The sequence below is a fragment of the Achromobacter sp. NCFB-sbj8-Ac1-l genome (assembly GCF_052695805.1).
In genome coordinates this window covers 3,783,370-3,803,953 of the sequence record NZ_CP199812.1, presented here as the reverse complement: position 1 = coordinate 3,803,953, position 20,584 = coordinate 3,783,370, and the positions used below count along the sequence as shown (strand labels likewise).

Below are 20,584 nucleotides of genomic sequence, written 5' to 3'. Positions count from 1 at the left end.
AGCGCTTTTCGGGTGACGGTAAATACGACGGTAGCGGCCCATGTCGCTCATCGCAAATCCCTTTGTCCACGCGGGCTTGCGAGACCTATTGATGATCGAGTGGGAATAAAACCGCAGTAGTTTCGCGGTAAATGAAAAAAGGCGCCTCGGCGCCTTTTTTCATTGGGAATGGGTTTGGAGAACAACCTACCGCTTCAATCCCTCCACCCCCATCCCGCTTCAGTGGGCTATCAGCCCTGCAGTTCCTTCCTCACAATCTCCGCGCCTTCGCTCAGCGCCAGCAGCTTGCCCTTCGCAATCGCCCGCGACAGCGGCGCCATGCCGCAGTTCGTGCACGGATACAGCTTGTCTGCATCCACGAACTTCAGCGCCTTGCGCAGCGTATTGGCCACTTCTTCCGGCGTTTCCACCTTGTCGCTGGCCACGTCGATGGCGCCGACCATGACCTTCTTGCCGCGGATCAGTTCGAGCAGATCGATCGGCACGTGCGAGTTGTGGCATTCCAGCGAGATGATGTCGATGTTGGATTGCTGCAGCTTGGGGAACGATTCTTCGTACTGGCGCCATTCCGAACCCAGGGTCTTCTTCCAGTCGGTGTTGGCCTTGATGCCGTAGCCGTAGCAGATGTGCACGGCGGTTTCGCATTTCAGGCCTTCGATGGCGCGTTCCAGGGTGGCGATGCCCCAGTCATTCACTTCGTCGAAGAAGACGTTGAAGGCCGGTTCGTCGAATTGAATGATGTCGACGCCTGCGGCTTCGAGTTCGCGGGCTTCCTGGTTCAGGATCTTGGCGAATTCCCAGGCCAGCTTTTCGCGGCTCTTGTAGTGGCCGTCGTACAGCGTGTCGATCATCGTCATGGGGCCAGGCAGGGCCCACTTGATGGGCTGCTTGGTCTGCTGGCGCAGGAACTTGGCGTCTTCGACGAACACCGGCTTCTGGCGGCTGACGTCGCCCACGACGGTGGGTACGCTGGCGTCGTAGCGGTCACGAATGCGGACGGTTTCGCGCTTTTCGAAATCGACGCCGCTGAGGTGTTCGATGAACGTGGTGACGAAGTGCTGACGGGTTTGCTCGCCGTCGCTGACGATGTCGATGCCGGCGTGTTGCTGTTCTTGCAGGGCCAGGCGCAGGGCGTCTTGCTTGCCCTCGACCAGTTCTTCGTCTTGCAGCTTCCAGGGCGACCAGAGCTTTTCAGGCTGGGCCAGCCAGGAGGGCTTGGGCAGGCTGCCGGCGGTGGAAGTGGGCAGGAGTTTTTTCATGGTCTGAGTTTCTTGTGTGTTTCGAGTGATTAGAGGGCGGTGTTGGCGGCCCAGCTTTCGAGCGTCTTGGCGTACGGCTTGATGAAGTGCTCTTCCGTGAATTTGCCCTGCTTGACGGCCAGCTGGCTGCGTTCTTCGCGGTCGTAGACGATCTGCGTCAACGAGTAGTCCTGGTTCTTCAGGCTCGGCTGATAGAACTTGCCGGCCGCGGAATTGGCGTTGTAGATCTCGGGGCGATAGATCTTCTGGAACGTTTCCATCGTGCTGATGATGCTGATCAGCTCAAGCGTTGTGTAGTGGCCCAGCAGATCGCCCTGGAAGTAGAAGGCCAGCGGCGCGGCGCTGCCCGGGGGCATGAAGTAGCGGACCTGCAAGCCCATTTTTTCGAAGTACTGGTCGGTCGACGAGAATTCGTTCTGTTGGTATTCAACGCCCAGGATGGGGTGCTGGTTTTCCGTGCGCTGGTAGGTCTTGCTGCTCGAGGCGCTGATACAGATGACGGGCGGCTTGCTGAAATTGGCCTTGTAGGCGCTGGAATTGACGAAGTGCTTGAACAGTTTGCCGTGCAGTTCGCCGAAATTGTCGGGCGTGCTGAAGGTGGCTTTGTTGTTGTTGTGCTCGGGCAGCAGCACGCTGAAGTCGTAGTCGCGCACGTACGACGAGAAGTTGTTGCCGACGATGCCTTCGATGCGCTCGTTGTTCTTCTTGTCGACGATGTTGGTCTTCAGGATCTCGATCAGCGGAAAGGCCGCATTGCCGCCTTCGGCGCCGATGTTCATTTCAACCGAGATGATCTCGAGTTCGACCGAGTAGCGGTCGCCCTTGGGGTTGTCCCAATGCGCCAGGTTATTGAAGCGCTTGTCGATCATCTTCAGGGTGTTGCGCAGATTCTCCTGGCGACTTGCTCCCCGGGCCAGATTGGCGAAGTTGGTCGTGATGCGCGTACTGTCAGACGGCTGATAATTTTCATCAAAATTGATGCTTTTGATGCTGAAGGTGAACGCGTTGCTCATTTTGATTGGGTGTGCCAGTTTTTCTAAAAAAGTCTGCGGGGCGATAACGCCGGTGTCGGTGGTTTGATGGACCGTGTTTCAGGCCGCGACCGCTTCTGGGGCGGTGACCGCGCGGGGATCGCGCGTCAGTTCAATGAAGGGCAGTGCCCGCTCGACGGCCAGTCGGGTCCGCTCGATCAGGGCCGGGTCCTGCAGGCGGTAGTCGACGAAATCCTTGTCGGTGGCGTAGACGCCCAGGGGCAGGGTGCGTGCCTGGAAGAAGCTGAACAGCGGCCGCAGTTGATGGTCGATCATCAGGGCGTGGCGTTCGCTGCCGCCGGTGGCCGCCAGCAAGACGGGCGTGTCGACCAGGGCGTCCTGGTCGATGAAGTCGAAGAAATGCTTGAACAGGCCCGTGTAAGAGCCGCGGTAGACGGGGGTGGTCACCACCAGAATGTCCGCTTGCTCGACGATGCTCAGTTCCCGCTCTACCGTGTCGGGCAATTGCGAACGCCAGACCGCGCCCGCCAGTTGGGGGGCAAGCTGACCCAGTTCGACCAGGTGCTGTTCGCAGGGGAATTCGTCAGCGATCAGGTCCAGCAGGTGCTCGGCCAGGGCCGCGGACTTGGAGGGGCGTTGCAGTCCGCCGGAAACTGCGACGAGACGGAGGGGGCGTGTCATTTTTGCTTCACTTGAAGGGATCTACGCGGCGCCGCATCTGCTTTGTGCAGGTGCAGCAACAAGCCGGAAGCGCATGCTAGAGGAGGGGGGTGATGAAGTAAAATGGTTTTATTTCACGAATCCATGAGCAGGAATCATCTGAATGCTTGAGCGCATCCACCTCAGCATCGTCCAGCAGGTCGAAAAGCAGGGGTCGTTGACGGCCGCGGCCGGCGTGCTGAACCTGACCCAGTCGGCCCTGAGCCACAGCATGAAGAAGCTGGAACAGCAGCTGGGCACCGACGTCTGGCTGCGCGAAGGTCGCAGCCTGCGCCTGACGCAGGCCGGCCAATACCTGCTGGCGGTGGCCAACCGGGTGCTGCCGCAGCTGGACCTGGCCGAAGAGCGCCTGGGCCAATTCGCGCAGGGCGAGCGCGGCGCGCTGCGCATCGGCATGGAATGCCACCCGTGCTACCAGTGGCTGCTCAAGGTGGTGTCCCCCTACCTGGCGGCCTGGCCGGACGTGGATGTGGACGTCAAGCAGAAGTTCCAGTTTGGCGGGATCGGGGCGCTGTTCGGCTACGAGATTGACCTGCTGGTCACGCCCGACCCGCTCTTCAAGCCCGGCCTGAAGTTCGAGCCGGTGTTCGACTACGAGCAGGTGCTGGTGGTGGCCAAGGGCCACCCCCTGGCGGGCGCGGCCTATGTGAAGCCCCAGCAGCTGACCCAGGAAGTGCTGATCAGCTACCCCGTGGACATCGAGCGCCTGGACATCTACAACCAGTTTCTGTTGCCGGCGGGGGTTACGCCCAGGCGCCACAAGGCCATCGAGACCACCGACATCATGGTGCAGATGGTGGCGAGCGGCCGCGGCGTGGCCGCGTTGCCCCGTTGGTTGGTCGAGGAATACGCGGCCAGGATGGACGTGGTGCCCGTGCGGCTGGGTGCGCGCGGCATCGCCAAGCAGATATTCCTGGGCGCGCGCGAGGCCGATACGGCCATCGACTATGTGCGGGCCTTCATCGAACTGGCACGCCATCCCGCCGCCGTGCCCGTCGCCGCCATTGCGCCGGAAGCCATTGCCTGAACCCTACCGCTGAACGCAGACCGTCCGCCGAGCCGACTGGCAAATCCATTTGTCGAGCCCGTTCGTCGAACCCGTTCGTCGAGCACATTCGTCGAGCACATTCGTCGAGCACATTCGTCGAACCATCTTTCGAGCCGTTCTGCGGGCCTTTCACTGATTCCCTGATGCATCCCAGTACGCTCAAGTCCTTTCGCCACATCACCGACGGCTATTCGCTGGAAGTCAGCACGAAGGACATTGCCGCGCTGACCGCCGCGGCGCCCCGGATATTGCCCGGGTCGACCATTTCCATTCCCTACCTGCCCGGGCAGGACGACCAGGCGCGACTGGCCGCGGCGCGGGTGGTGCGCGGGCTGGGCTTTGAGCCCATGCCGCACCTGTCTGCACGCCGTATCGCCTCGCTTGCCGAGTTGGAAACGTTCGTCACGCGGGCGGTCGCTGAAGCCGGGGTCGAGCGCTGCTTCGTGATCGCAGGCGACCCATCGACCCCGGTCGGGCCGTTTGCCGACAGTGCGTCATTGATCGAAACCGGCGTTTTCGAACGCGCGGGCATCCGGGTCGTTGGCGTGGGCGGGCATCCGGAAGGGCATCCGGTCATGAGCGCGTCCGATCGGTGGGAGGTGCTGGAACGCAAGTGCCAGATGATTACCCGCCGCGGCATGGCGCCCTTGATCATCACGCAGTTCGGATTTGATGCCGACGTGGCGCTGGCGTGGCTGCAAACGCTGCGCGAGCGGGGCATTGACCATCCCGTGCGAGTGGGCGTGCCGGGGCCCGCGGGTATTGCGGTGCTGGCGCGCTATGCCGCGCTGTGCGGCGTCAGCGCCTGCGCGTCAATGTGGTCCAAGTACGGTATCTCGCTGGGCAAGCTGCTCGGCACGGCGGGGCCGGATGTGTTCGTGGATCGCCTGACCGCTGGGCTGACGGACGCCCATGGATCGGTGAGCCTGCATTTCTTTCCGTTCGGAGGGATTGCGCAGTCGGTGAAATGGATCGAGCAGTATCGGGCGCGGACTCCGGCGCTGGATCGCGCCGGTCCGGCGGTATCGTGAAGCTCAGTCCGGCGGCAATGGACACTCAGGGTTCGTTCTCAAGGACGGTCAGCAGTTCCGCGGCGATTGTGAACTCATCGTCATCTACATCTCGGCTGATAACGATCGGTTCATAGCCGGGCTGCAGTGAATCCGGATGCAGAATAATTTGCTCGTGATGCCAACTGCCGTCAGCGTTGATCGTTTTCTTGCTTGAGTAGACTTTGACTGTGTATTTGCCACCCGTCTCTGGATCATCAATGCTGCGATGCTGCGCAATTACAACCTTGCCTTGACGGGTACCGCTCGGTTTCGCTCGGAACAGGCACCATGACCCGTTGGGGATTCTTCGGCTCATCGACTCGCCCACAACTTGAGCCACGAAGAGGCCGGGCTGCGGGGTAATCCAATCTGGCGGTTCTAGCCACTGGGTGGCGGCCTCGTCTAGCATCTGGGCGTCTGAGAAAGCCCCTGCTGCCATCTTGATGTCGATGAGTGGCAGCGCAGTAAAGCTGTTTTGACGCTTGGGTTCTATGACTTGTTTCAATGGCACGACGTTGGTGTCGTCGGTTTGCAAGATCGGTTCAGATAGCGGTTCCGTAGTAGAACCCAGCCTGTTGCGCAGATATTCACCGAGCGCTTTGTCGGTGCAATAGACATAGCAACCTTTCATGCCTCGGGTCATCAGCGTGCGGTAGGTGTTCTTGATGATGAGATCCGCCAGTCCCCTTGCATTATCCGGGTTCTCTCGCATCATCTTCTTGAGCCCACGTACAGATTGGTCGGAAGACGCACGCTGCGTAGCATCCGTCTTGATCTGACCATCACGGTAGACCAAGTCGTCGCCAATGATGACGCCGACGTAGTCCAATTCCAGGCCTTGACAGGTGTGGATGCAGCCCACTTCCTGGACGGAGCCGGGCTTGACGATCCATAGGCTCCCGTCTGTGCTGAGGTTCCACCGCTTTTGATAGCCGAATTGGGATAGTTCGATGTCCCACGCTGCGGGGTTCTTCTTGCTTGGCCAAGGCCAGCAATAGCCGGCAACAACGCGAGATCGGTTATTCAGCCGGTTTTTCGCAGCAATGAGGTCATGCATTTCGGTCGGGCTATCAAATACCCGGAAATCGTAGTCAGTTGGGTCTAGCACTGGATTGGCCGTGGGTCGAATTTCCAGCGTGTTGTCCAGCCAGGCGAGATAGCCTTCCGAACCATTGCATCGAAATTGCGACGTCAACTCCAGTTCCGTAATTTCGGCCCCCTGCGCTTTGGCCTGATTTTTCAGTTCTTCGGTGTGACCAATATCAAAGATCGTGACCCGTTGATCGTCGTCCGTAAAGAAGACAGTGCAGCGCGCTGATCGGATGATCTCCAAAACCTGATTCTCGCCCATGTTGCGATAGAGGCCACTCTTCTCGTTAAGTCGGTGCGCTTCATCCACCAACAGAACGTCATGGCTATCGGGCGTGTCGTCAGTGAAAGATCCTGAGCCGCTGAACAGGTTGCCAAGTCGAGTCTTGGTAAATGTACCCGTCAACTTGGCTTGAAACACCTCTCGGGGGGCGCGATTCTTCGTCACATATCGTGCGTTGCGCTGCTGGCCTATAAGTGCGGCTAAAAGATTTATGGCAAGAACCGACTTGCCGGTGCCAGGGCCTCCTCGGACGATGATGACCTGCTTCTGCGCGCGCGAGCGGGCTTCTATCTGCAGAATGGACTCGTAAACAACCTTTTGCTGATCAATAAGCACGAACTCGCTCTTGCCCTGCATCAGGCCCGTCACATAGTCCATCAGGCTCTTCGATGGCTGGATGCGACCACGTTCGATGGCATAAAGCGACTTCAAGCGATCGCCGCGTCGTACATGCTTGCTGATGAATCGGCTGAGCTTATCCTTGTCGCTTTTGAGAAAGAGGGGAGCCCGCTCCATGTGCGGCTCGTAGTGCGGATGGTCGATCTGACCATCGCGAGGATGATTGTGCAAATAAGCGCAGGGGTGCAGGCGAATGCCTTGTTCATGAACGGCCGCGTTGAGATCTTCAAGCCGCGCTGCGTACGACCAGGCTTGATACGAGGGGTGAGGGCCTTCTACCTCGGCGTTACGCCCACCCCGTCGTGCCCAGACAACCCCATCCTTGCTGCTGTATCTGGAAGTCGACCACTGCTTCAATTCGACGATAACGACCTTCGGGCACCCTGTGTCGTCTTCTCCCGTGACCATGAAGTCGATACGCTGTGAACTGCGGGGGAGCTGGTACTCGATGGCGATACCGGCGTCGTCTGGAATTTCAGCATCCTGAAGCACTTTGGCCATTTCGAACAACGAGCTTCGCCACGAACGCACTTCGCTTTCTCCGCCACCGGCGACACCGGCATGGCGGACATGGCGCAGCATGATGTCCTCGATGTCATCACGAAGCGCATGTTGGAGAAATTCTGTCTTGCTGGCCTGATAAATGATCAAGATTGCACCTGTTCCAGCACGTCAAAGTTGATCGTATTTCGTGCTGCGACCCTTGGCGCGGTTGACTGGGTACTTCTGCGAGTTGATCAGAATTTTTGCCTGCGCAGCTCGCACAGGATCAATCCCAAGCACGTTGCTCAGTTGAACGAGATAAAGGAGCACATCCGCTATCTCGCTACCAACAGCTTCGAGCTTTTCAGCAGAAAGTGCCCGGCTTTGCTCTTCTGTCAGCCACTGAAAATGCTCGAGTAATTCCCCTGCTTCCACGATCAGCGCGGACGCCAAGTTCTTGGGCGAATGGAACTGCTCCCAATCGCGTTCCTTTGCGAACTCGCTTTGTTGCTGGCTAAGATTTTTGAGCGTATCGGTCATGAATGAATTCTCAGCGTGATGCTGCTGGTGAGTCGGTGGATCCATTGGGATCGCTTATCAGCGACGGTGCAGGCTCGTAAGTGGATGAGCTGTGGACCGCTCTCTGTGAAAGAAGCGTGTCTACTCACTCCAACCAATGGCCTTCCAAATCAAACGACAGTTGCCGGTGGTGCCGGATCGAAAGCAAATATACCGTGCTGCCGATGCGTGCATATAGCAGCAGGTAATGCGTCATCACGTATTCGCGCAATTCGCCGTTGTCGTCGATAGCGTCGAGTTGCTTGGTCAGGCGTTCGATGCCGTTGAGCGCTTCGACCGATCGGGCCGGGCGTTCCAGAAACAGTCGCCCTAAGCTCGGATAGCGCTCCAGGTTTGGGACGACAGTGTCCGTCAATTCATCCAGCAACATATCGAATGCGTGGGGAATGTCGGCTTTTTGAAGAAACGCATCGATCTCTTCAAGGTTGGTCTCGAAGTGCGCAGTGAGTTTGACGGTATAGAGAACGGGCACTCGGTGAACTCCGTCCGTTAGCGAGTAGCTTTGGTCGTGCCGCGGCGTTTGAGCGCTGTGAGCGTGTCACGGGCGTCTTTCACCTTTCCGGCATACACATCAGCCAAGCCCTTGCCCGCGTCTTCCATGACCAGAAGATGGATGCGTTCACGCTCTAGCTGGTGGTAGTAATCCAACCGTTGGGCGTCAATGATGGCGACGTAGCTTTCCCCGTTTTTGGTCACGATTTTTTCTGCGCCAGCCTTTACCTGATCGGCCAACTCGGACAGGTTCGCCCGGGCTTGGGACAGCGGGATGACGTCACTGGAAGAGATGGCCATGGCTTTTTTCCTGGACTAGGTTTTGTACAAAATAACGTACATGATACAGGAAGTCGACGTTGGCAACTCAACCTTCACACAGCCTCCCGCAACATCTCAATCAACGCCCGCAACGCACCCGACACATGCCGGTGCCCCGAGTAATACAGACACAGCCCCGGATACGCCGGGCACCAATCGTCCAGCACCCGTTCCAGCCTGCCGTCCTCCAGCGCCTGCACCGCAAGATGGTCCGGCACGAAGGCAATGCCGATGCCATCCACCGCCGCGTCCACCATCAGCGGCTGGTCCGTCAGCGTCAGCGGCCCGTTCACGTTGATGCTTTCTTGCACCCCATGCCGCACGAACTCCCAGCGGTACAGGCCCCCGCTGTCAAAGCGAAACCGGATGCAGTCGTGCTGATGCAGATCCTGCGGCACCGTGGGCCGGCCTCGCGCCGCGAAGTAGGCCGGGGATGCGACGGCCGCGAAGCGCACCGGGCCGCCGACTCGCACCGAGATCATGTCCTGCGGCACGGCCTCGGCCAGCCGGATACCGGCGTCGAAGCCTTCGCCCACCACGTCGCTCAGCCTGCCGTCGCACACGATATCCAGATGCACCTGCGGATACGTGCGCAGGAAACGCGCCAGCAGCGGGCGCAGGACCAGCCGCACCGCGCCTTCGCTGGCGTTGATGCGCACCGTGCCGCGGGGCGTCTCGCGCAGGTCGTCGATTTCCTGCAGGGCTTGGCTGAGCGATGACAGGGTCGGGCGCAGCCGCGCCGCCAGCCGCTCGCCGGCATCGGTCAACGACATGCTGCGCGTGGTGCGGTTGAGCAGCCGTACGCCCAGCCGTTGTTCCAGCGTCTTGATGGAATGGCTGACCGCCGATGCCGTGATGTCGACTTCCTTGGCCGCCGCACGAAAGTTGCGGTGCGCAGCGACGGCCAGGAAGACGTTCAGGGCCAGCAGGTCGCAGCCTTTGAATTGGTGAATGAGATTCATCGAGTCGCCAAGCATTGATGTGATTGTTTTGATAGTAGCGTGTTCCTACACTGGCTGGCAGCAGTGCACATCTCAGTACGGAAGGAATGCAAACCATGTTTCAGAAGATCTTGATTACAGGTGCCAGCTCGGGTTTTGGCCGGGGCGCCGCAATTGAATTGGCGCGTCAGGGCCACCAGGTCGTGGCCACCGCCGAAACCTGGCCGCAGGTGCGCAGCCTGCGGGCAGATGCCGCGTAGGCGGGCGTGGCCATGGAGGTCATCAAGCTCAACCTGCTCGACAGCATCGACATCGCGCACGCCGGCCGTTTTGATCCCGACGTGTTGGTGCTGAACGCGGGCGTGATGGAAGGCGGCTCGATTGCGGATATCCCGATGCAGCGGGTCCGTGAGTCGTTCGACATCAATGTGTTCGGACATTTGCAGCTGGTGCAGGCCATCGTGCCCAAGATGGTGGCGCGCCGGTCGGGGAAGGTGGTGTGGACGTCGTCGATGGGCGGCATTCTGGTGGTGCCGTTTCTGGGCATCTACTGCGCGACGAAGCACGCCATCGAAGCGATTGCCGGATCGATGAAGGCCGAGTTGGAACCCCATGGCGTGAAGGTCGCCACCGTGAACCCCGGCGTCTTTGGCACGGGTTTCAACGACACGGGCGCAGAGAGCTTCGTGCAGTGGTACGACGCCGACAAGGCGGTGGTGCCGATGCCGGACTTCAGCGCAAGCCTGCTGAACCAGGCCGATCCGCAGGAAATGATCGACGCGATGGTCGAGATCATTCCCGCCGAGAAACACCTGTATCGCACCATGCGGCCGCTTGCGACGATCGATGTGGCCAAACAGTGGCAGGCCACGGAGTGGTCACAGAATGCCTGACATCGCGATTGACGAGGCGCATCGCCTGGTGGCCCGTGGCCGCCAGGCCGCCGAGCAGGCCGGGGTGAAGGCGGTGTTCGCGGTGCTGGATCGCGGCGCGAACCTGGTCACGTTTACGCGCATGGACGATGCGTGGCTGGCATCGAACGAACTGGCGCTGGCCAAGGCCCGGGCATCGGTGATGTTCCGGATGCCCAGCGAAGCGCTGAATGCGCCGTTGCAGGTGGGCGTGCCGGCGCCGCATTTTGATCATGTGCACGCAGGTGGGCTGTTGCTGATGGGCGGCGGGATACCGCTGTTTGACGAGCAAGGGGCGTTGCTGGGGGCGCTGGGGGTGTCCGGCGGTACGCCGGAGCAGGATGCGGCGATTGCGCGGGCGGCGTCAGGTCACGGCCGTGAGTAATACGGCAAAGTAGGATGCTGTAGCATCGAGTGTTACTTCTAAATTCTTAGTCGTCATACTTTCGATGCCACAACGTGAATGCATCGCCTGCGGCAGGCATTGCCGGGCAGGCAATAGGGTGGGGGCCTGATGGCAGTGGAACTGTCCCGCTTGCAGAGCCCGGCCGCCGTTCAACGCGCACTGGACGAGTTTGCGCAACTTGGCCGAACGGCCTTTCTGTCGCGTTACGGGTACGCGAAGTCGCGCAGCTATCTGGTGCGCGACGCCAAGACCGGGCAGTTGTGCGATTCCAAGGCCATCGTCGGCGTGGCGTTTGGCTATCAGTTTCCCGACGAGGGGCCGCTGAAACCCACGGACTTTTCGGGTGGCGAGGCGACCGTCGTGTCCCGGCTGCAACAGCTGCATTTTGACGTCGTGACCATTGGCGAGGATTGGACCGCGGACGAGGTGCAGGCGACCGTGGCGTCGTACTTCGAGATGCTTCGGCTGGAAGCCGCGCAACAGGGCTATGTGAAGTCGGAATTCAATGCGCAGCTGCGTCCGCAATTGCGCAACCGCAGCAAAGCGTCGGTGGAACTGAAGTACCAGAACATCAGCGCGATCTTGAACGGTCTGGAATTGCCGTTCATTCGTGGCTACAAGCCTCGAGGCAATGCGCAATTGCTGCTGCGCCAGGGGGTGCAGCGGTTCATTCAAGCGCAGCCGGCCCTGGTTTCACAGGTCGTTGACGCGCTCGAGGAAGTCAAGACGCCGGGCGAACGGACGTTTCATGCGTCGTTGGTGGAGCCGCCGGCCCTTGAGACGGTGGCGCAGCTGGAAAAGGGTGCGTCCAAGCTCAGGTTGCCGCGTAAAACCAACTGGGCGCAGCGCGACGAAGCGAACCGAAAGTTGGGGCGTGCCGGCGAACACTGGGTGATCGGGTTCGAGCAACGCCGCCTTGTCGAAGCCGGGTATCCGGAACTCTTCGAACAGCTGGACTGGGTGTCGGATCGGCTGGGCGATGGCATCGGTTACGACATCCTGTCGCACGAAACACCCAGCCAGCACCGCTTTATCGAGGTCAAAACCACGAACGGTGGCCATGCGTCGTCATTCATCATCAGCCGCAACGAACTGGAATTCTCCGAGGAAGCGGAAGATGCATTTCACCTTTACCGTGTATTCCAGTTCAGCGAAGCGCCCAAGCTTTACATACTGAAGGGCCGGCTGCACGATCAGCTTCACCTGGAACCGATTGATTATCGGGCGTCATTTCGGCGCGTGGCCGGGTAGCGCACGGCCGCCGAATGTCGCTTGACCGAGGTCGAGCGGACAACGGATGCTTGACCCGACCCCTGGGGCCACCCTCACGCTGACGGCTCTTGGTCAACATAAAGGGTGATGTATGCGTGCTTCTCAATCGTGCATGAGTGCTTCCGAGGCCGCCAGGCAACTTGGCGTGTCGGTCAAGGCGTTGCGGCTTTATGAGCGCCAGGGCTTGGTCAACCCGGGCCGCAGCGAGGCGGGGTACCGAATGTATGCCGCCGCAGACATGGCGCGTGCGGCGAAGGTGGCGGCGTTGCGCGGGTTGGGGCTTAGCCTGGCGCAGGTGGCCAGGGTGCTGGATGGCGATCCGGCTAGCCTGCAAGCGGCGTTGGCGGCGCACGATGCGGCGCTTGCCGGTGACATCCAGGCGCTGGCGGGCAAATTGGATAAAGTGCGGAGCATTCAGGCGGATCTGGCGCAAGGCCAGATGCCGTCGGGCGCGGCGCTGGCCGGCTTGCTGGGTCCGACGGCAGACATCCGTGCGGCGTTTGCGCTGCCCTGGCCGTGGGGCGGAGAATGGTTCGAACTGCGGGACGTCCGGCCCTTGAATTACCTGATCGGCTCGTTGGGTAGCGGCAAGACCCGATTGGCGCAGCGCCTGGCCCAGGCCTTGCCCAATGCCGCATTCCTGGGCTTGAATCGCCTGGACGACGGATGCGCTGCTGCCAAGGCGCAACTGGCGGCCGACGCAGCGCTGCAGGCACGCGTCAATGAGGCGCTGGCGTGGCTGATCGGCGAGGGGGCGACGCGATCCGACGCCCTGGTGGCATTGCTGGGCAGCCTGCTGGCCGACGGGCCCGACGTGTGGGTGGTGGATATGGTCGAGCAAGGGCTGGACCACGCCACGCAGCAAGCCCTGATGGCGCATCTGCGACATCGCGCCAGGCATGCGGGCCCGCCGCTGTTCTTGATGACGCGCTCTACGGCTATTCTTGATCTTGCTGCAGTCGGCCCGGACGAGGCGATTCTGCTTTGCCCGGCCAATCACAGTCCGCCACGTCGCGTCGCGCCCTATCCCGGCGCGCCAGGCTACGAGGCTGTGGCGATGTGCCTGGCATCGCCTGAGGTGCGGGAACGCATCGCGCGACACTCACCTGACCACCCATAGGACGCCCCATGCAAGTCAAGCGCATCATCGCCAATATCCCTGCCGCCGATCCTGCCGTGGTGGACCGGTTCTATCGGGAAATCCTCGGCTTGGACCTGGCCATGGACCATGGCTGGATCCGCACGTACGCAGGGTCGGCCAAGATGACGGTACAGCTCAGTGTCGGCAGCCAGGGCGGCGCGGATACGCCGCTGCCGGCGCTGTCGATCGAGGTGGATGACCTTGCCGAGGCGCTGCGCCGGGTCGAGGCGGCAGGTGTTGCCGTCGAGTACGGCCCGGTCAGCGAACCCTGGGGCGTGCGCCGGTTCTATGTCAGGGATCCCGTGGGGACATTGGTCAATATTCTGCAGCACGAATAGCGTGCGCCGCGATCAATGCGTCGACGCCACGGCTTCCAGCTGCGCCGCCGGCAACAGCGCAAACGCGAATTTCATTTCCCGCGCTTCTTCCCCCGGGCTGCGCCCGAACTGCCGCTTGAATTCCCGGTTGAACTGCGAGGCGCTTTCGTAGCCGACGCGGGCGGACGCGGCGGCGGCGGTGAGGTTGTCGCGGATCATCAGCAGGCGGGCCTGGTGCAGCCGGACGGACTTGATGTACTGGATGGGCGAGGTGCGGGCGATGGCCTTGAAGTGCGCGTGGAAGGCGGGCACGCTCAGGCCGGCTTCGCGCGCCAGCAGGCTGACGTCCAGCGGCCGCGCGTAGTCGTTGTGGATGCTTTGCAGGACGCGCGAGATGCGGCCGAAGTTGCCCTGGCTGGCCAGGGCGGCCCGGATCGCACCGCCTTGCTCTCCTTGCAGCACCCGAAAGCACAGCTCGCGCACGATGCCAGGCGCCAGTACCCGGGCTTCGATGGGTGAAGACAGGGCGCGCAACAGGCGCAGGGTGGTGTCGGCCAAGGTAGCGTCCAGCGGTGTCGAGACGATGCCTTCGGGCGCGGGGGCGCCTTGCGCGTTTGAGCCAGGCGCCGGCCGTTGCGCGCGCTGCGCCTGCCGCTCCTTGTCGTCGCCGTCGACTTCGATCGCCAGGTCTGCCACGGTGGTCATGTCCAGGCGCACGGACACGGCCAGCAGCGGCTCTTGCGGGGTGGCGTCGGTTTCGGTGGAGAAGGGGAGCGGCACGGACAGCACCAGATAGTGCTGCGCATCGTAGTGGTAGACCCGGTCGGCCAGGTAGCCCCGCTTGGAGCCTTGGCAGACGATGACGATGCTGGGTTCGTACAGCACCGGGGTGCGGCCCACGGGCCGGTTGGCGCGCATGAAGCGCACGCCGTCCAGCCGCGACCGGGTGTACCCCTCTTGCGGGGCCAACTGGGCGAGCAGGGCGGTCATCTGGTGCTGGGCAGTGGTGGCAGTCGCCATGGCGTGAATCTCCGGCTAAGAGTCTTAGGCATGATTTTGCCCGGTATTGGGCAAGAGTGGGGTCTTGGGTTTAGGAATAGGCAATCATCCGATAGCTGTGTGCCTATTCGACCAGGGCCTGCGCGCCTAGCATCTGTTCCTGCAATCCCCTCACATCAGGAGCACAGCAAATGCAAAATCATCAAGGCAACAACGTGTGGTTCATTACTGGCGCCGCTCGCGGCATCGGCCTCTCGCTGGCTCGCCAATTGCTGGCGCGCGGCGACAAGGTGGCGGCGACGTCGCGGACGTTGGACAGTCTGCACAAGGCGCTGGGCAGCGACACCCCGAATCTGCTTGCGCTGGAAGTCGATCTGGTGTCGGAAGCCAGCGTGCAGGCGGCCATCGAGCAGACCATGGCCACGTTTGGCCGCATCGACGTGGTGGTCAACAACGCCGGCTATGGTCAGCAGGGGGCGGTGGAGGCGCTGACGGACGAAGAAGTGCGGCGCAATTTCGAGGTCAACGTGTTCGCGCCGCTGCACGTGTTGCGTCACAGCCTGCCGCATCTGCGCCAGCAGCGCAGCGGACATATCTTCAACGTGGCGTCGATTGCCGGCTTCATGGGTGGCTATGCGGGCTGGGGTAGCTACGTGGCGACCAAGTTCGCGCTTGCCGGGCTGACCGAGACGCTGGCAGCCGAGGCGGCGGAATTGGGCATCAAGGCGACAGTGGTGTATCCGGGGCCGGTGCGCACGGAATTCCTGACGAACAACAGCCTGGTGATCGCCAAGCGGTCGATTGCGGATTACACCGCGGCGCAAGCCTCGCTGGATCTGCATCAGGGGCTGGACGGCAAGCAGGACGGGGACCCGGAAAAGGTGGCGTTGCTGATCCAGCAGGCTGCGTCGGTAGCCGAACCGCCCGTGCATCTGTTCGTGGGCAAGCTCGCCAACGGCTTTGCCGACGAGAAGCAGGAAGCGGTCCGCCGCGATCTCACGGGGTGGAGAGGCGCGTCCGAAGCGACGGATTTCGCGAACTGAACGGGGGCGGGCCGGTGTCGCTCCGGCCCGCCCGGCCTTCGGGTATCGTCTACGGCTGCGACGACCGGAGGTCCGGTAGCACTCGCACATCGATGAGGAAAGGCGATAGGCATGTCCGGTTTCCATACCCTGTTCAAGCACGGCGCGCGCCTGGCGCAGTGGGCATTGCTCGCGGCGTGGCCTGTGGCGCACGCCGCCCAGGCGGGCTCTTACACCCACGCCAACGATATCCCGCCGCGTCAGCAATGGACGGCCAATTACGGTTATTGCGGCGAGGTCGGATTGATCAGCGCAGGGCTGTATTACGGGCAGTATGTGTCTCAGTACGACGCCCGAGCGCTGGCCAGCCGCAATCGGGATCAGGCCAGGCAGGGCAGCCAGTTGCTGTTGGGCGTCAATGACGCCTACGCGGCCGCGCAAATGCGCTTGCAGGCCGTGCCGTGGCAGGGCGGTTCCGGGACGAGCGCGAATGACTTCCTGGTCTGGGTCAAGACCCATGTGGCGTCGGGCCATCCCGTCCTGATCGGTGTGTATGAAAACCTGCGCCTGTTCGAGGATACGGATGACGACGACGCGGGCGATGCGCAGTTCGACCATATCGTGTCGGTGATCGGCGTCTCGTCGACGCGGCCTGTGACGACACCGGCGGCCTATGCCGCCGATGAGGTGTTGACGTTCAGCGACCATGGATTGTGGTCGCCTGAGGGTAAGCCGGATTATCTGTACCGCTACGCCTTCGGGGCGTTTCAGGCGACGCGGCAGCAGGCCAACGCAGCGGACGGCGCGGTTTATTCCTTGCCGCGTGGCGCCGGCAACCATGGCCTGGCGATCACGGGGATCATTGACCGCGACGGGCAGACGCTGCCGGTGCGCTTGTCGACGAGCGTCAACGACGAGCAACCCGCGATGCCGGAAGGCGGCCGAGCCCGGCCCGCGTCCCGGCCGCTGACCTTGACGGTGACGGTGTCCGGCCTGAAGCCCGGCGTGCCGTACACCTTGTATCGCTACGACAGCTTCCAGGCGGTGCCGGATGCGGCCTTCAACGGCAATGCGTCCAAAGCCAGCAAGCAGTGGAAGCTGCGGGGCGATGGCGGGTCTACGTATACCTTGCAGGAATCGATTCGGTCCGATCAGGTAGCGGTGTATCGCGCCGTGCCGGACTCGGCGCCGTGAGGTGCCCGGGCGTCGTCAAAGGTCCACGACGCCATCCGGACGAATCGCCAGCGCAGCGTCATCCGCCAGTCCGGTCAGCGATTGCCACGTGACGCCGTCGTCGATGAACCGAAAATCCGACCCCACCCGGTAGGCGGTCCCGGTTGCAGGGCGGGGTGCTCGAGCGCCGCCGACGTTCACATAGCCTGCACCAAATAGATCCAGCGTCGAACGGCGCTGCCCCAGATGTTCTATCCAGGCGTGCGGAAAGCGCGTGCCAGGTTGCGCGCGCAGGGTCGGCACCGTGTCGTCGGCGCCGTAGCGGGTGCGCATCTGCAGTTCGCCATAGTCGACCAGCCGGTCAAAGAAACCGGCGTTGTCGTCCGTGCGGATCTGGAAGCGGGCGTCGAAGTCGGTGCGCAGCCACGCCTGTTCGCCGTTGCGGCGGGCCACCGGGCGGCGTTCGCGGTCGTAGGTATCCAGCAGGGTGGGGGCGGCGACGCCTTGCAGGACGTGGGCGATTTTCCAGGCCAGGTTGTGCGCATCGGCGATGCCGGTGTTGGCGTTGAAGCCGCCCCAGGGCGGCATCAGATGCGCGGCGTCACCCATCAGGAAGACGCGTCCATCGCGGTAACGGTCGGCGACACGGACTCGTGTGTTCCACGGAGACCGGTGCAGCAGGGTCACGGCAATATCGGCGCCGATGGCGGCCTGCACCAGACGCGTCAGGTGGTCGTCGGTCCACTGCTCGGGCTGCTGCGTCGCGGGGTCGCAGGCCAGGTGGAACGACCAGCGGGTGGCGTTGTTCATCGCCAGGAACAGGCCGCTGACCCGCTCGTTGTGCACCTCGCACTGGCTGAAGGTTCTGTCGGCGACCTGGCGGGTCAGGTCGGCTTCGAAGAACAGGTTCAGGTAGTGGCGGTTGGCGTCGATGCCCTGGCGCTCGATGCCCAGGCGCCGCCGGATGTCGCTGCGGCCGCCGTCCGCGGCGAACAGGTAGTCGGCGTGCAGGCTGTGTTCCGCGTGGCCTGCGATATCGCGGACCGTTGCGGTGACGCCGTCTGGCTGTTGTTCGAAACGCAGCAATTCCCAGCCGAAACGCACGTCGCCGCCACGCGCTTGGAGGGCCTGGCGCAACACCGGTTCGACCAGCGTCTGCGGGCAGGCGGTCAGCTCGCATGGCGACGGATCGGCCAGTGCGTGCAGCTTGGCGATGTCCGCGAGCGGCAGCGATTCGGCTTCCCGCATTGACCGGCCACGCCGGGCGCCGCCGAATTTGCCTTGCTTCCAGGCGGTCTTGGCGACGGCTTCGATGTCGTCCTGCAGACCGACCGAGCGATAGAGCTCGAGCGTCCTAGCCGAAAAGCCGCGGGCGCGCGGCAGGGGCGAACCGGTCTGGCTGCGTTCGACCAGGATGAAGGGGACGCGATGTCGTTGCAGGAACAGGGCGGCGGACAAGCCGACGATGCCGCCGCCGACGATCAGGACCGGAACTGCTTCAATGCGTGGGTGTGTCATGCCGTGGGCTCTCAAGCGGGGTTGGGCCCCGGGGTTGTATCTCTTGAGCCGCACTATAATTTATCAGTGATAAATTTTCAATTCACGCGTGGTCATTCCGGTACGCCGTCGCGGCGTGACCATTCAGTCCGCCTGGGCGGCGACCTGAACGGCTCGCTTGCGGGGCGTCTGCGATACCCGTTTGCGCCACCATGGCGACCCTGCATGCGGGGCGGCAAGATCCAGGCGTTCGCCCATTTCCGGGGTGGTCAGCGCCACGCCTTGCGCCGCCGCCAAGGCGCTGATGCGTTCGAAGGGTTCCTGCCAGGCATGCATGGCCAGGTCGAAGGTGCCGTTGTGTATCGGCAGCAGCACGCGGCCACGCAGGTCCAGGTGGGCCTGCAGGGTTTCTTCGGGCTGCATGTGCACGAAGGCCCAGCGCTTGTCGTAGGCGCCGGTTTCCATCAGGGTCAGGTCGAACGGGCCGTACGCGTCGCCGATGGCTTTGAAGCCGTTGAAGTAGCCGGAGTCGCCGCTGAAGAATACGCGCAGGTCCTCGTCCTGGATGACCCACGATGCCCACAGGCTGCGGTCGCTGTCGGTCAGGCCACGGCCCGAGAAATGCTGGGCCGGGGTGGCGGTCAGGCGCAGGTCGTCGACCACGGTGGATTGCCACCAGTCCAGCTGTTCGACCTGCTTGGGGTCGATGCCCCAGGCGATCAGCTGGTCGCCCACGCCCAGCGGGGTGATGAAACGCCCCGTCTTGCCGGCCAGTTGCAGGACGGCAGCGTGGTCGAGATGGTCGTAATGGTTGTGCGACAGGATCACGCCGGCCAGCGGCGGCAATTCTTCAATGCTGATGGGCGGCGCATGAAAGCGCGCCGGCCCGGCCCATTGCACCGGCGATGCGCGATCGGAAAACACCGGGTCGGTGATCCAGTAACGGCCGCGCAGTTTCAGGAGGATGGTGGAATGGCCCAGGCGGTACAGGCTGCGGTCGGGGGCGGCGTCGAGGTCGGCGCGGGTCAGGGCGCGCACCGGCACCGGCTGGTCGGGCACGGTGCCGGTGGGCTTGTCGAACAGGAAAGCCCACGTCAATTTCAGGCCGTTCCACCAGCCCATGGACGGGCGCGGCGACGGGTTGGTGAAGCGGCCCTCGCGATGTTGGGGAGAATCGGGATAGCTGGGGTTGCGGCTGCACAAGGCAAAGCTGGTCAGGGCGGTCACGGCAAGAAGTCCTAGCAGGAGAGCGGCGAAAGTGCGCGTCATCGGTAGTGTCCAAAATTACACTGTACAGTGTAGTTTTATTTTTCTGAAAAGTACACTCACCGGTGTAAAATTATCGATATGCCGACGACCCGACCTTCCAAGCCCCAGCCTCCCCAACGCCTGACCGACCGCAAGCGCGCGGCCATCCTGCGCGCGGCGGTCGAGGAATTTCGCAGCGCGGGCTTCGAGGCCACCAGCATGGACCGCATCGCCGCGGCGGCCGGTGTGTCCAAGCGCACGGTCTACAACCACTTTCCCAGCAAAGACGAACTGTTCGGGCTGACGCTGGAGCACCTGTGGAACAGCAGCGCCGACAGCGAAGATCTGGCTTATCGGCCGGATCTGCCGCTGGACCAGCAATTGCGCCAGTTGCTGATGCAAAAACTGGCGCTGCTGGGCGATGCGAGTTTCATTGACCTGGCGCGCGTGGCAATGGCCGAGATCATTCACTCCCCGGAACGGGCGCAGGCGATCGTGTGCCGCATGGGGGAAAAAGAGAGTGGGGTAACCGCCTGGATCCGGGCGGCCATAGCGGATGGCCGGCTGGCCAAGGTGGACGCGGATTTTGCCGGGCACCAGCTGCAAGGGCTGGTGAAAAGCTTTGCGTTCTGGCCGCAAGTGACGCTGGGCCAGCCGCCGCTGGCGCTGGCCGAGCGGCAACGGGTGGCGGATTCGGCGGTGGCGATGTTCTTGGGGTGTTATGCGCGGCCCGAGGCCGAGCCCTGAGGCGGTGGCATTTGGCGTCACGCAGGCGGCCGGATGCTCGAACGAACTTTTCGGAATACTGGATCAGGCGCTTCGGCGCCTTTTTTTCATATTCAAAAAATATTTGATTTTGACCCCTAAACTGATTTCGGACCGGGGGGATAACTTAGGAATGTAGCGGCGCGAAAGGCGCGCCGCGTGTGCTTGCCTGGTT

20 protein-coding genes and 1 pseudogene are annotated in these 20,584 nt (G+C 62.3%); 10 read left to right on the top strand and 11 right to left on the bottom strand.

The features are described 5' to 3' along the window. Window positions 1-230 precede the first annotated feature (230 nt). The 3 genes from ACUDP5_RS17340 to msuE form a co-directional block, all read right to left on the bottom strand. A complete protein-coding gene (locus ACUDP5_RS17340; protein ID WP_175218070.1) occupies window positions 231-1,259 on the bottom strand; it encodes a methionine synthase in 1,029 nt (342 codons plus the stop codon). Window positions 1,260-1,288: 29 nt separating this feature from the next. Beyond that, window positions 1,289-2,272: a DUF1852 domain-containing protein gene (locus ACUDP5_RS17335; protein WP_445656712.1), complete on the bottom strand. Its 984-nt coding sequence runs from the start codon at window positions 2,270-2,272 to the stop codon at window positions 1,289-1,291. A 78-nt stretch (window positions 2,273-2,350) separates the two neighbouring features. Continuing rightward, the gene (gene msuE, locus ACUDP5_RS17330) at window positions 2,351-2,932 is read right to left on the bottom strand and encodes an FMN reductase (RefSeq protein ID WP_263914040.1); all 582 of its coding nucleotides are present in this window, start codon (window positions 2,930-2,932) and stop codon (window positions 2,351-2,353) included. A 142-nt stretch (window positions 2,933-3,074) separates the two neighbouring features. Here msuE and ACUDP5_RS17325 point away from each other — a divergent pair, with 142 nt between their 5' ends. Both ACUDP5_RS17325 and ACUDP5_RS17320 read left to right on the top strand, forming a co-directional pair. Beyond that, window positions 3,075-3,998 carry a LysR family transcriptional regulator gene (locus ACUDP5_RS17325; protein ID WP_183004854.1) on the top strand — a complete coding sequence of 308 codons (924 nt, stop codon included), beginning with the start codon at window positions 3,075-3,077 and terminating at the stop codon, window positions 3,996-3,998. Window positions 3,999-4,162: 164 nt separating this feature from the next. Beyond that, window positions 4,163-5,050: a methylenetetrahydrofolate reductase gene (locus ACUDP5_RS17320; RefSeq protein ID WP_445656711.1), complete on the top strand. Its 888-nt coding sequence runs from the start codon at window positions 4,163-4,165 to the stop codon at window positions 5,048-5,050. A 25-nt stretch (window positions 5,051-5,075) separates the two neighbouring features. Here the strand turns inward: ACUDP5_RS17320 and ACUDP5_RS17315 are convergent, their stop codons facing one another. From ACUDP5_RS17315 to ACUDP5_RS17295, 5 genes are all read right to left on the bottom strand, one after another. Next, window positions 5,076-7,493 carry a DNA/RNA helicase domain-containing protein gene (locus ACUDP5_RS17315; protein ID WP_445656710.1) on the bottom strand — a complete coding sequence of 806 codons (2,418 nt, stop codon included), beginning with the start codon at window positions 7,491-7,493 and terminating at the stop codon, window positions 5,076-5,078. Window positions 7,494-7,514: 21 nt separating this feature from the next. Beyond that, entirely contained in the window at window positions 7,515-7,865 is a 351-nt protein-coding gene (locus tag ACUDP5_RS17310; RefSeq protein WP_175192166.1) for a nucleotide pyrophosphohydrolase, read from the bottom strand. A 124-nt stretch (window positions 7,866-7,989) separates the two neighbouring features. Further along, a complete protein-coding gene (locus tag ACUDP5_RS17305; protein ID WP_199166009.1) occupies window positions 7,990-8,376 on the bottom strand; it encodes a type II toxin-antitoxin system RelE/ParE family toxin in 387 nt (128 codons plus the stop codon). Window positions 8,377-8,393: 17 nt separating this feature from the next. Beyond that, window positions 8,394-8,696: a type II toxin-antitoxin system Phd/YefM family antitoxin gene (locus ACUDP5_RS17300; protein WP_445656709.1), complete on the bottom strand. Its 303-nt coding sequence runs from the start codon at window positions 8,694-8,696 to the stop codon at window positions 8,394-8,396. A 74-nt stretch (window positions 8,697-8,770) separates the two neighbouring features. Further along, window positions 8,771-9,679 (bottom strand): LysR family transcriptional regulator, encoded by a 909-nt coding sequence (locus ACUDP5_RS17295; RefSeq protein ID WP_445656708.1) that lies wholly within the window; start codon window positions 9,677-9,679, stop codon window positions 8,771-8,773. Between the two features lie 86 nt (window positions 9,680-9,765). Here ACUDP5_RS17295 and ACUDP5_RS17290 point away from each other — a divergent pair. The 5 genes and pseudogenes from ACUDP5_RS17290 to ACUDP5_RS17270 all read left to right on the top strand — a co-directional run bounded on the left by ACUDP5_RS17290 (window position 9,766) and on the right by ACUDP5_RS17270 (window position 13,726). Beyond that, a pseudogene (locus ACUDP5_RS17290) lies at window positions 9,766-10,551 on the top strand (SDR family oxidoreductase). Further along, on the top strand, window positions 10,544-10,954 hold the full coding sequence (locus tag ACUDP5_RS17285) for a GlcG/HbpS family heme-binding protein (RefSeq protein WP_445656707.1): 411 nt from the start codon (window positions 10,544-10,546) through the stop codon (window positions 10,952-10,954). Before ACUDP5_RS17290 ends, ACUDP5_RS17285 begins: the two are co-directional and overlap by 8 nt. Before the next feature lie 129 nt (window positions 10,955-11,083). After that, the gene (locus ACUDP5_RS17280; protein ID WP_445656706.1) at window positions 11,084-12,226 is read left to right on the top strand and encodes a DUF3883 domain-containing protein; all 1,143 of its coding nucleotides are present in this window, start codon (window positions 11,084-11,086) and stop codon (window positions 12,224-12,226) included. A gap of 112 nt (window positions 12,227-12,338) precedes the next feature. Then, window positions 12,339-13,367, top strand: coding sequence for a MerR family transcriptional regulator (locus ACUDP5_RS17275; protein WP_263914141.1), 1,029 nt, complete (start codon window positions 12,339-12,341; stop codon window positions 13,365-13,367). An 8-nt stretch (window positions 13,368-13,375) separates the two neighbouring features. Continuing rightward, window positions 13,376-13,726 carry a VOC family protein gene (locus ACUDP5_RS17270; protein WP_025136157.1) on the top strand — a complete coding sequence of 117 codons (351 nt, stop codon included), beginning with the start codon at window positions 13,376-13,378 and terminating at the stop codon, window positions 13,724-13,726. A gap of 12 nt (window positions 13,727-13,738) precedes the next feature. On the opposite strand, the gene ACUDP5_RS17265 is transcribed toward ACUDP5_RS17270, so the two are convergent. Next, the gene (locus ACUDP5_RS17265) at window positions 13,739-14,725 is read right to left on the bottom strand and encodes an AraC family transcriptional regulator (protein ID WP_445656705.1); all 987 of its coding nucleotides are present in this window, start codon (window positions 14,723-14,725) and stop codon (window positions 13,739-13,741) included. A gap of 170 nt (window positions 14,726-14,895) precedes the next feature. Between ACUDP5_RS17265 and ACUDP5_RS17260 the strand changes: the two genes are divergently transcribed. Together ACUDP5_RS17260 and ACUDP5_RS17255 are read left to right on the top strand one after the other, a co-directional pair. Further along, window positions 14,896-15,747 (top strand): SDR family oxidoreductase, encoded by an 852-nt coding sequence (locus ACUDP5_RS17260; protein WP_263914029.1) that lies wholly within the window; start codon window positions 14,896-14,898, stop codon window positions 15,745-15,747. Between the two features lie 111 nt (window positions 15,748-15,858). After that, window positions 15,859-16,920, top strand: coding sequence for a hypothetical protein (locus ACUDP5_RS17255; protein ID WP_445656704.1), 1,062 nt, complete (start codon window positions 15,859-15,861; stop codon window positions 16,918-16,920). Between the two features lie 15 nt (window positions 16,921-16,935). Here the strand turns inward: ACUDP5_RS17255 and ACUDP5_RS17250 are convergent, their stop codons facing one another. Both ACUDP5_RS17250 and ACUDP5_RS17245 read right to left on the bottom strand, forming a co-directional pair. Continuing rightward, window positions 16,936-18,417, bottom strand: a complete 1,482-nt coding sequence (locus ACUDP5_RS17250) for an FAD-dependent monooxygenase (protein WP_445656703.1) — start codon at window positions 18,415-18,417, stop codon at window positions 16,936-16,938. Window positions 18,418-18,540: 123 nt separating this feature from the next. Then, entirely contained in the window at window positions 18,541-19,665 is a 1,125-nt protein-coding gene (locus ACUDP5_RS17245) for an MBL fold metallo-hydrolase (RefSeq protein ID WP_445656702.1), read from the bottom strand. Window positions 19,666-19,743: 78 nt separating this feature from the next. On the opposite strand from ACUDP5_RS17245, the gene ACUDP5_RS17240 reads away from it, so the two are divergent. Further along, window positions 19,744-20,391: a TetR/AcrR family transcriptional regulator gene (locus ACUDP5_RS17240; protein ID WP_263914017.1), complete on the top strand. Its 648-nt coding sequence runs from the start codon at window positions 19,744-19,746 to the stop codon at window positions 20,389-20,391. Window positions 20,392-20,584: the final 193 nt, after the last annotated feature.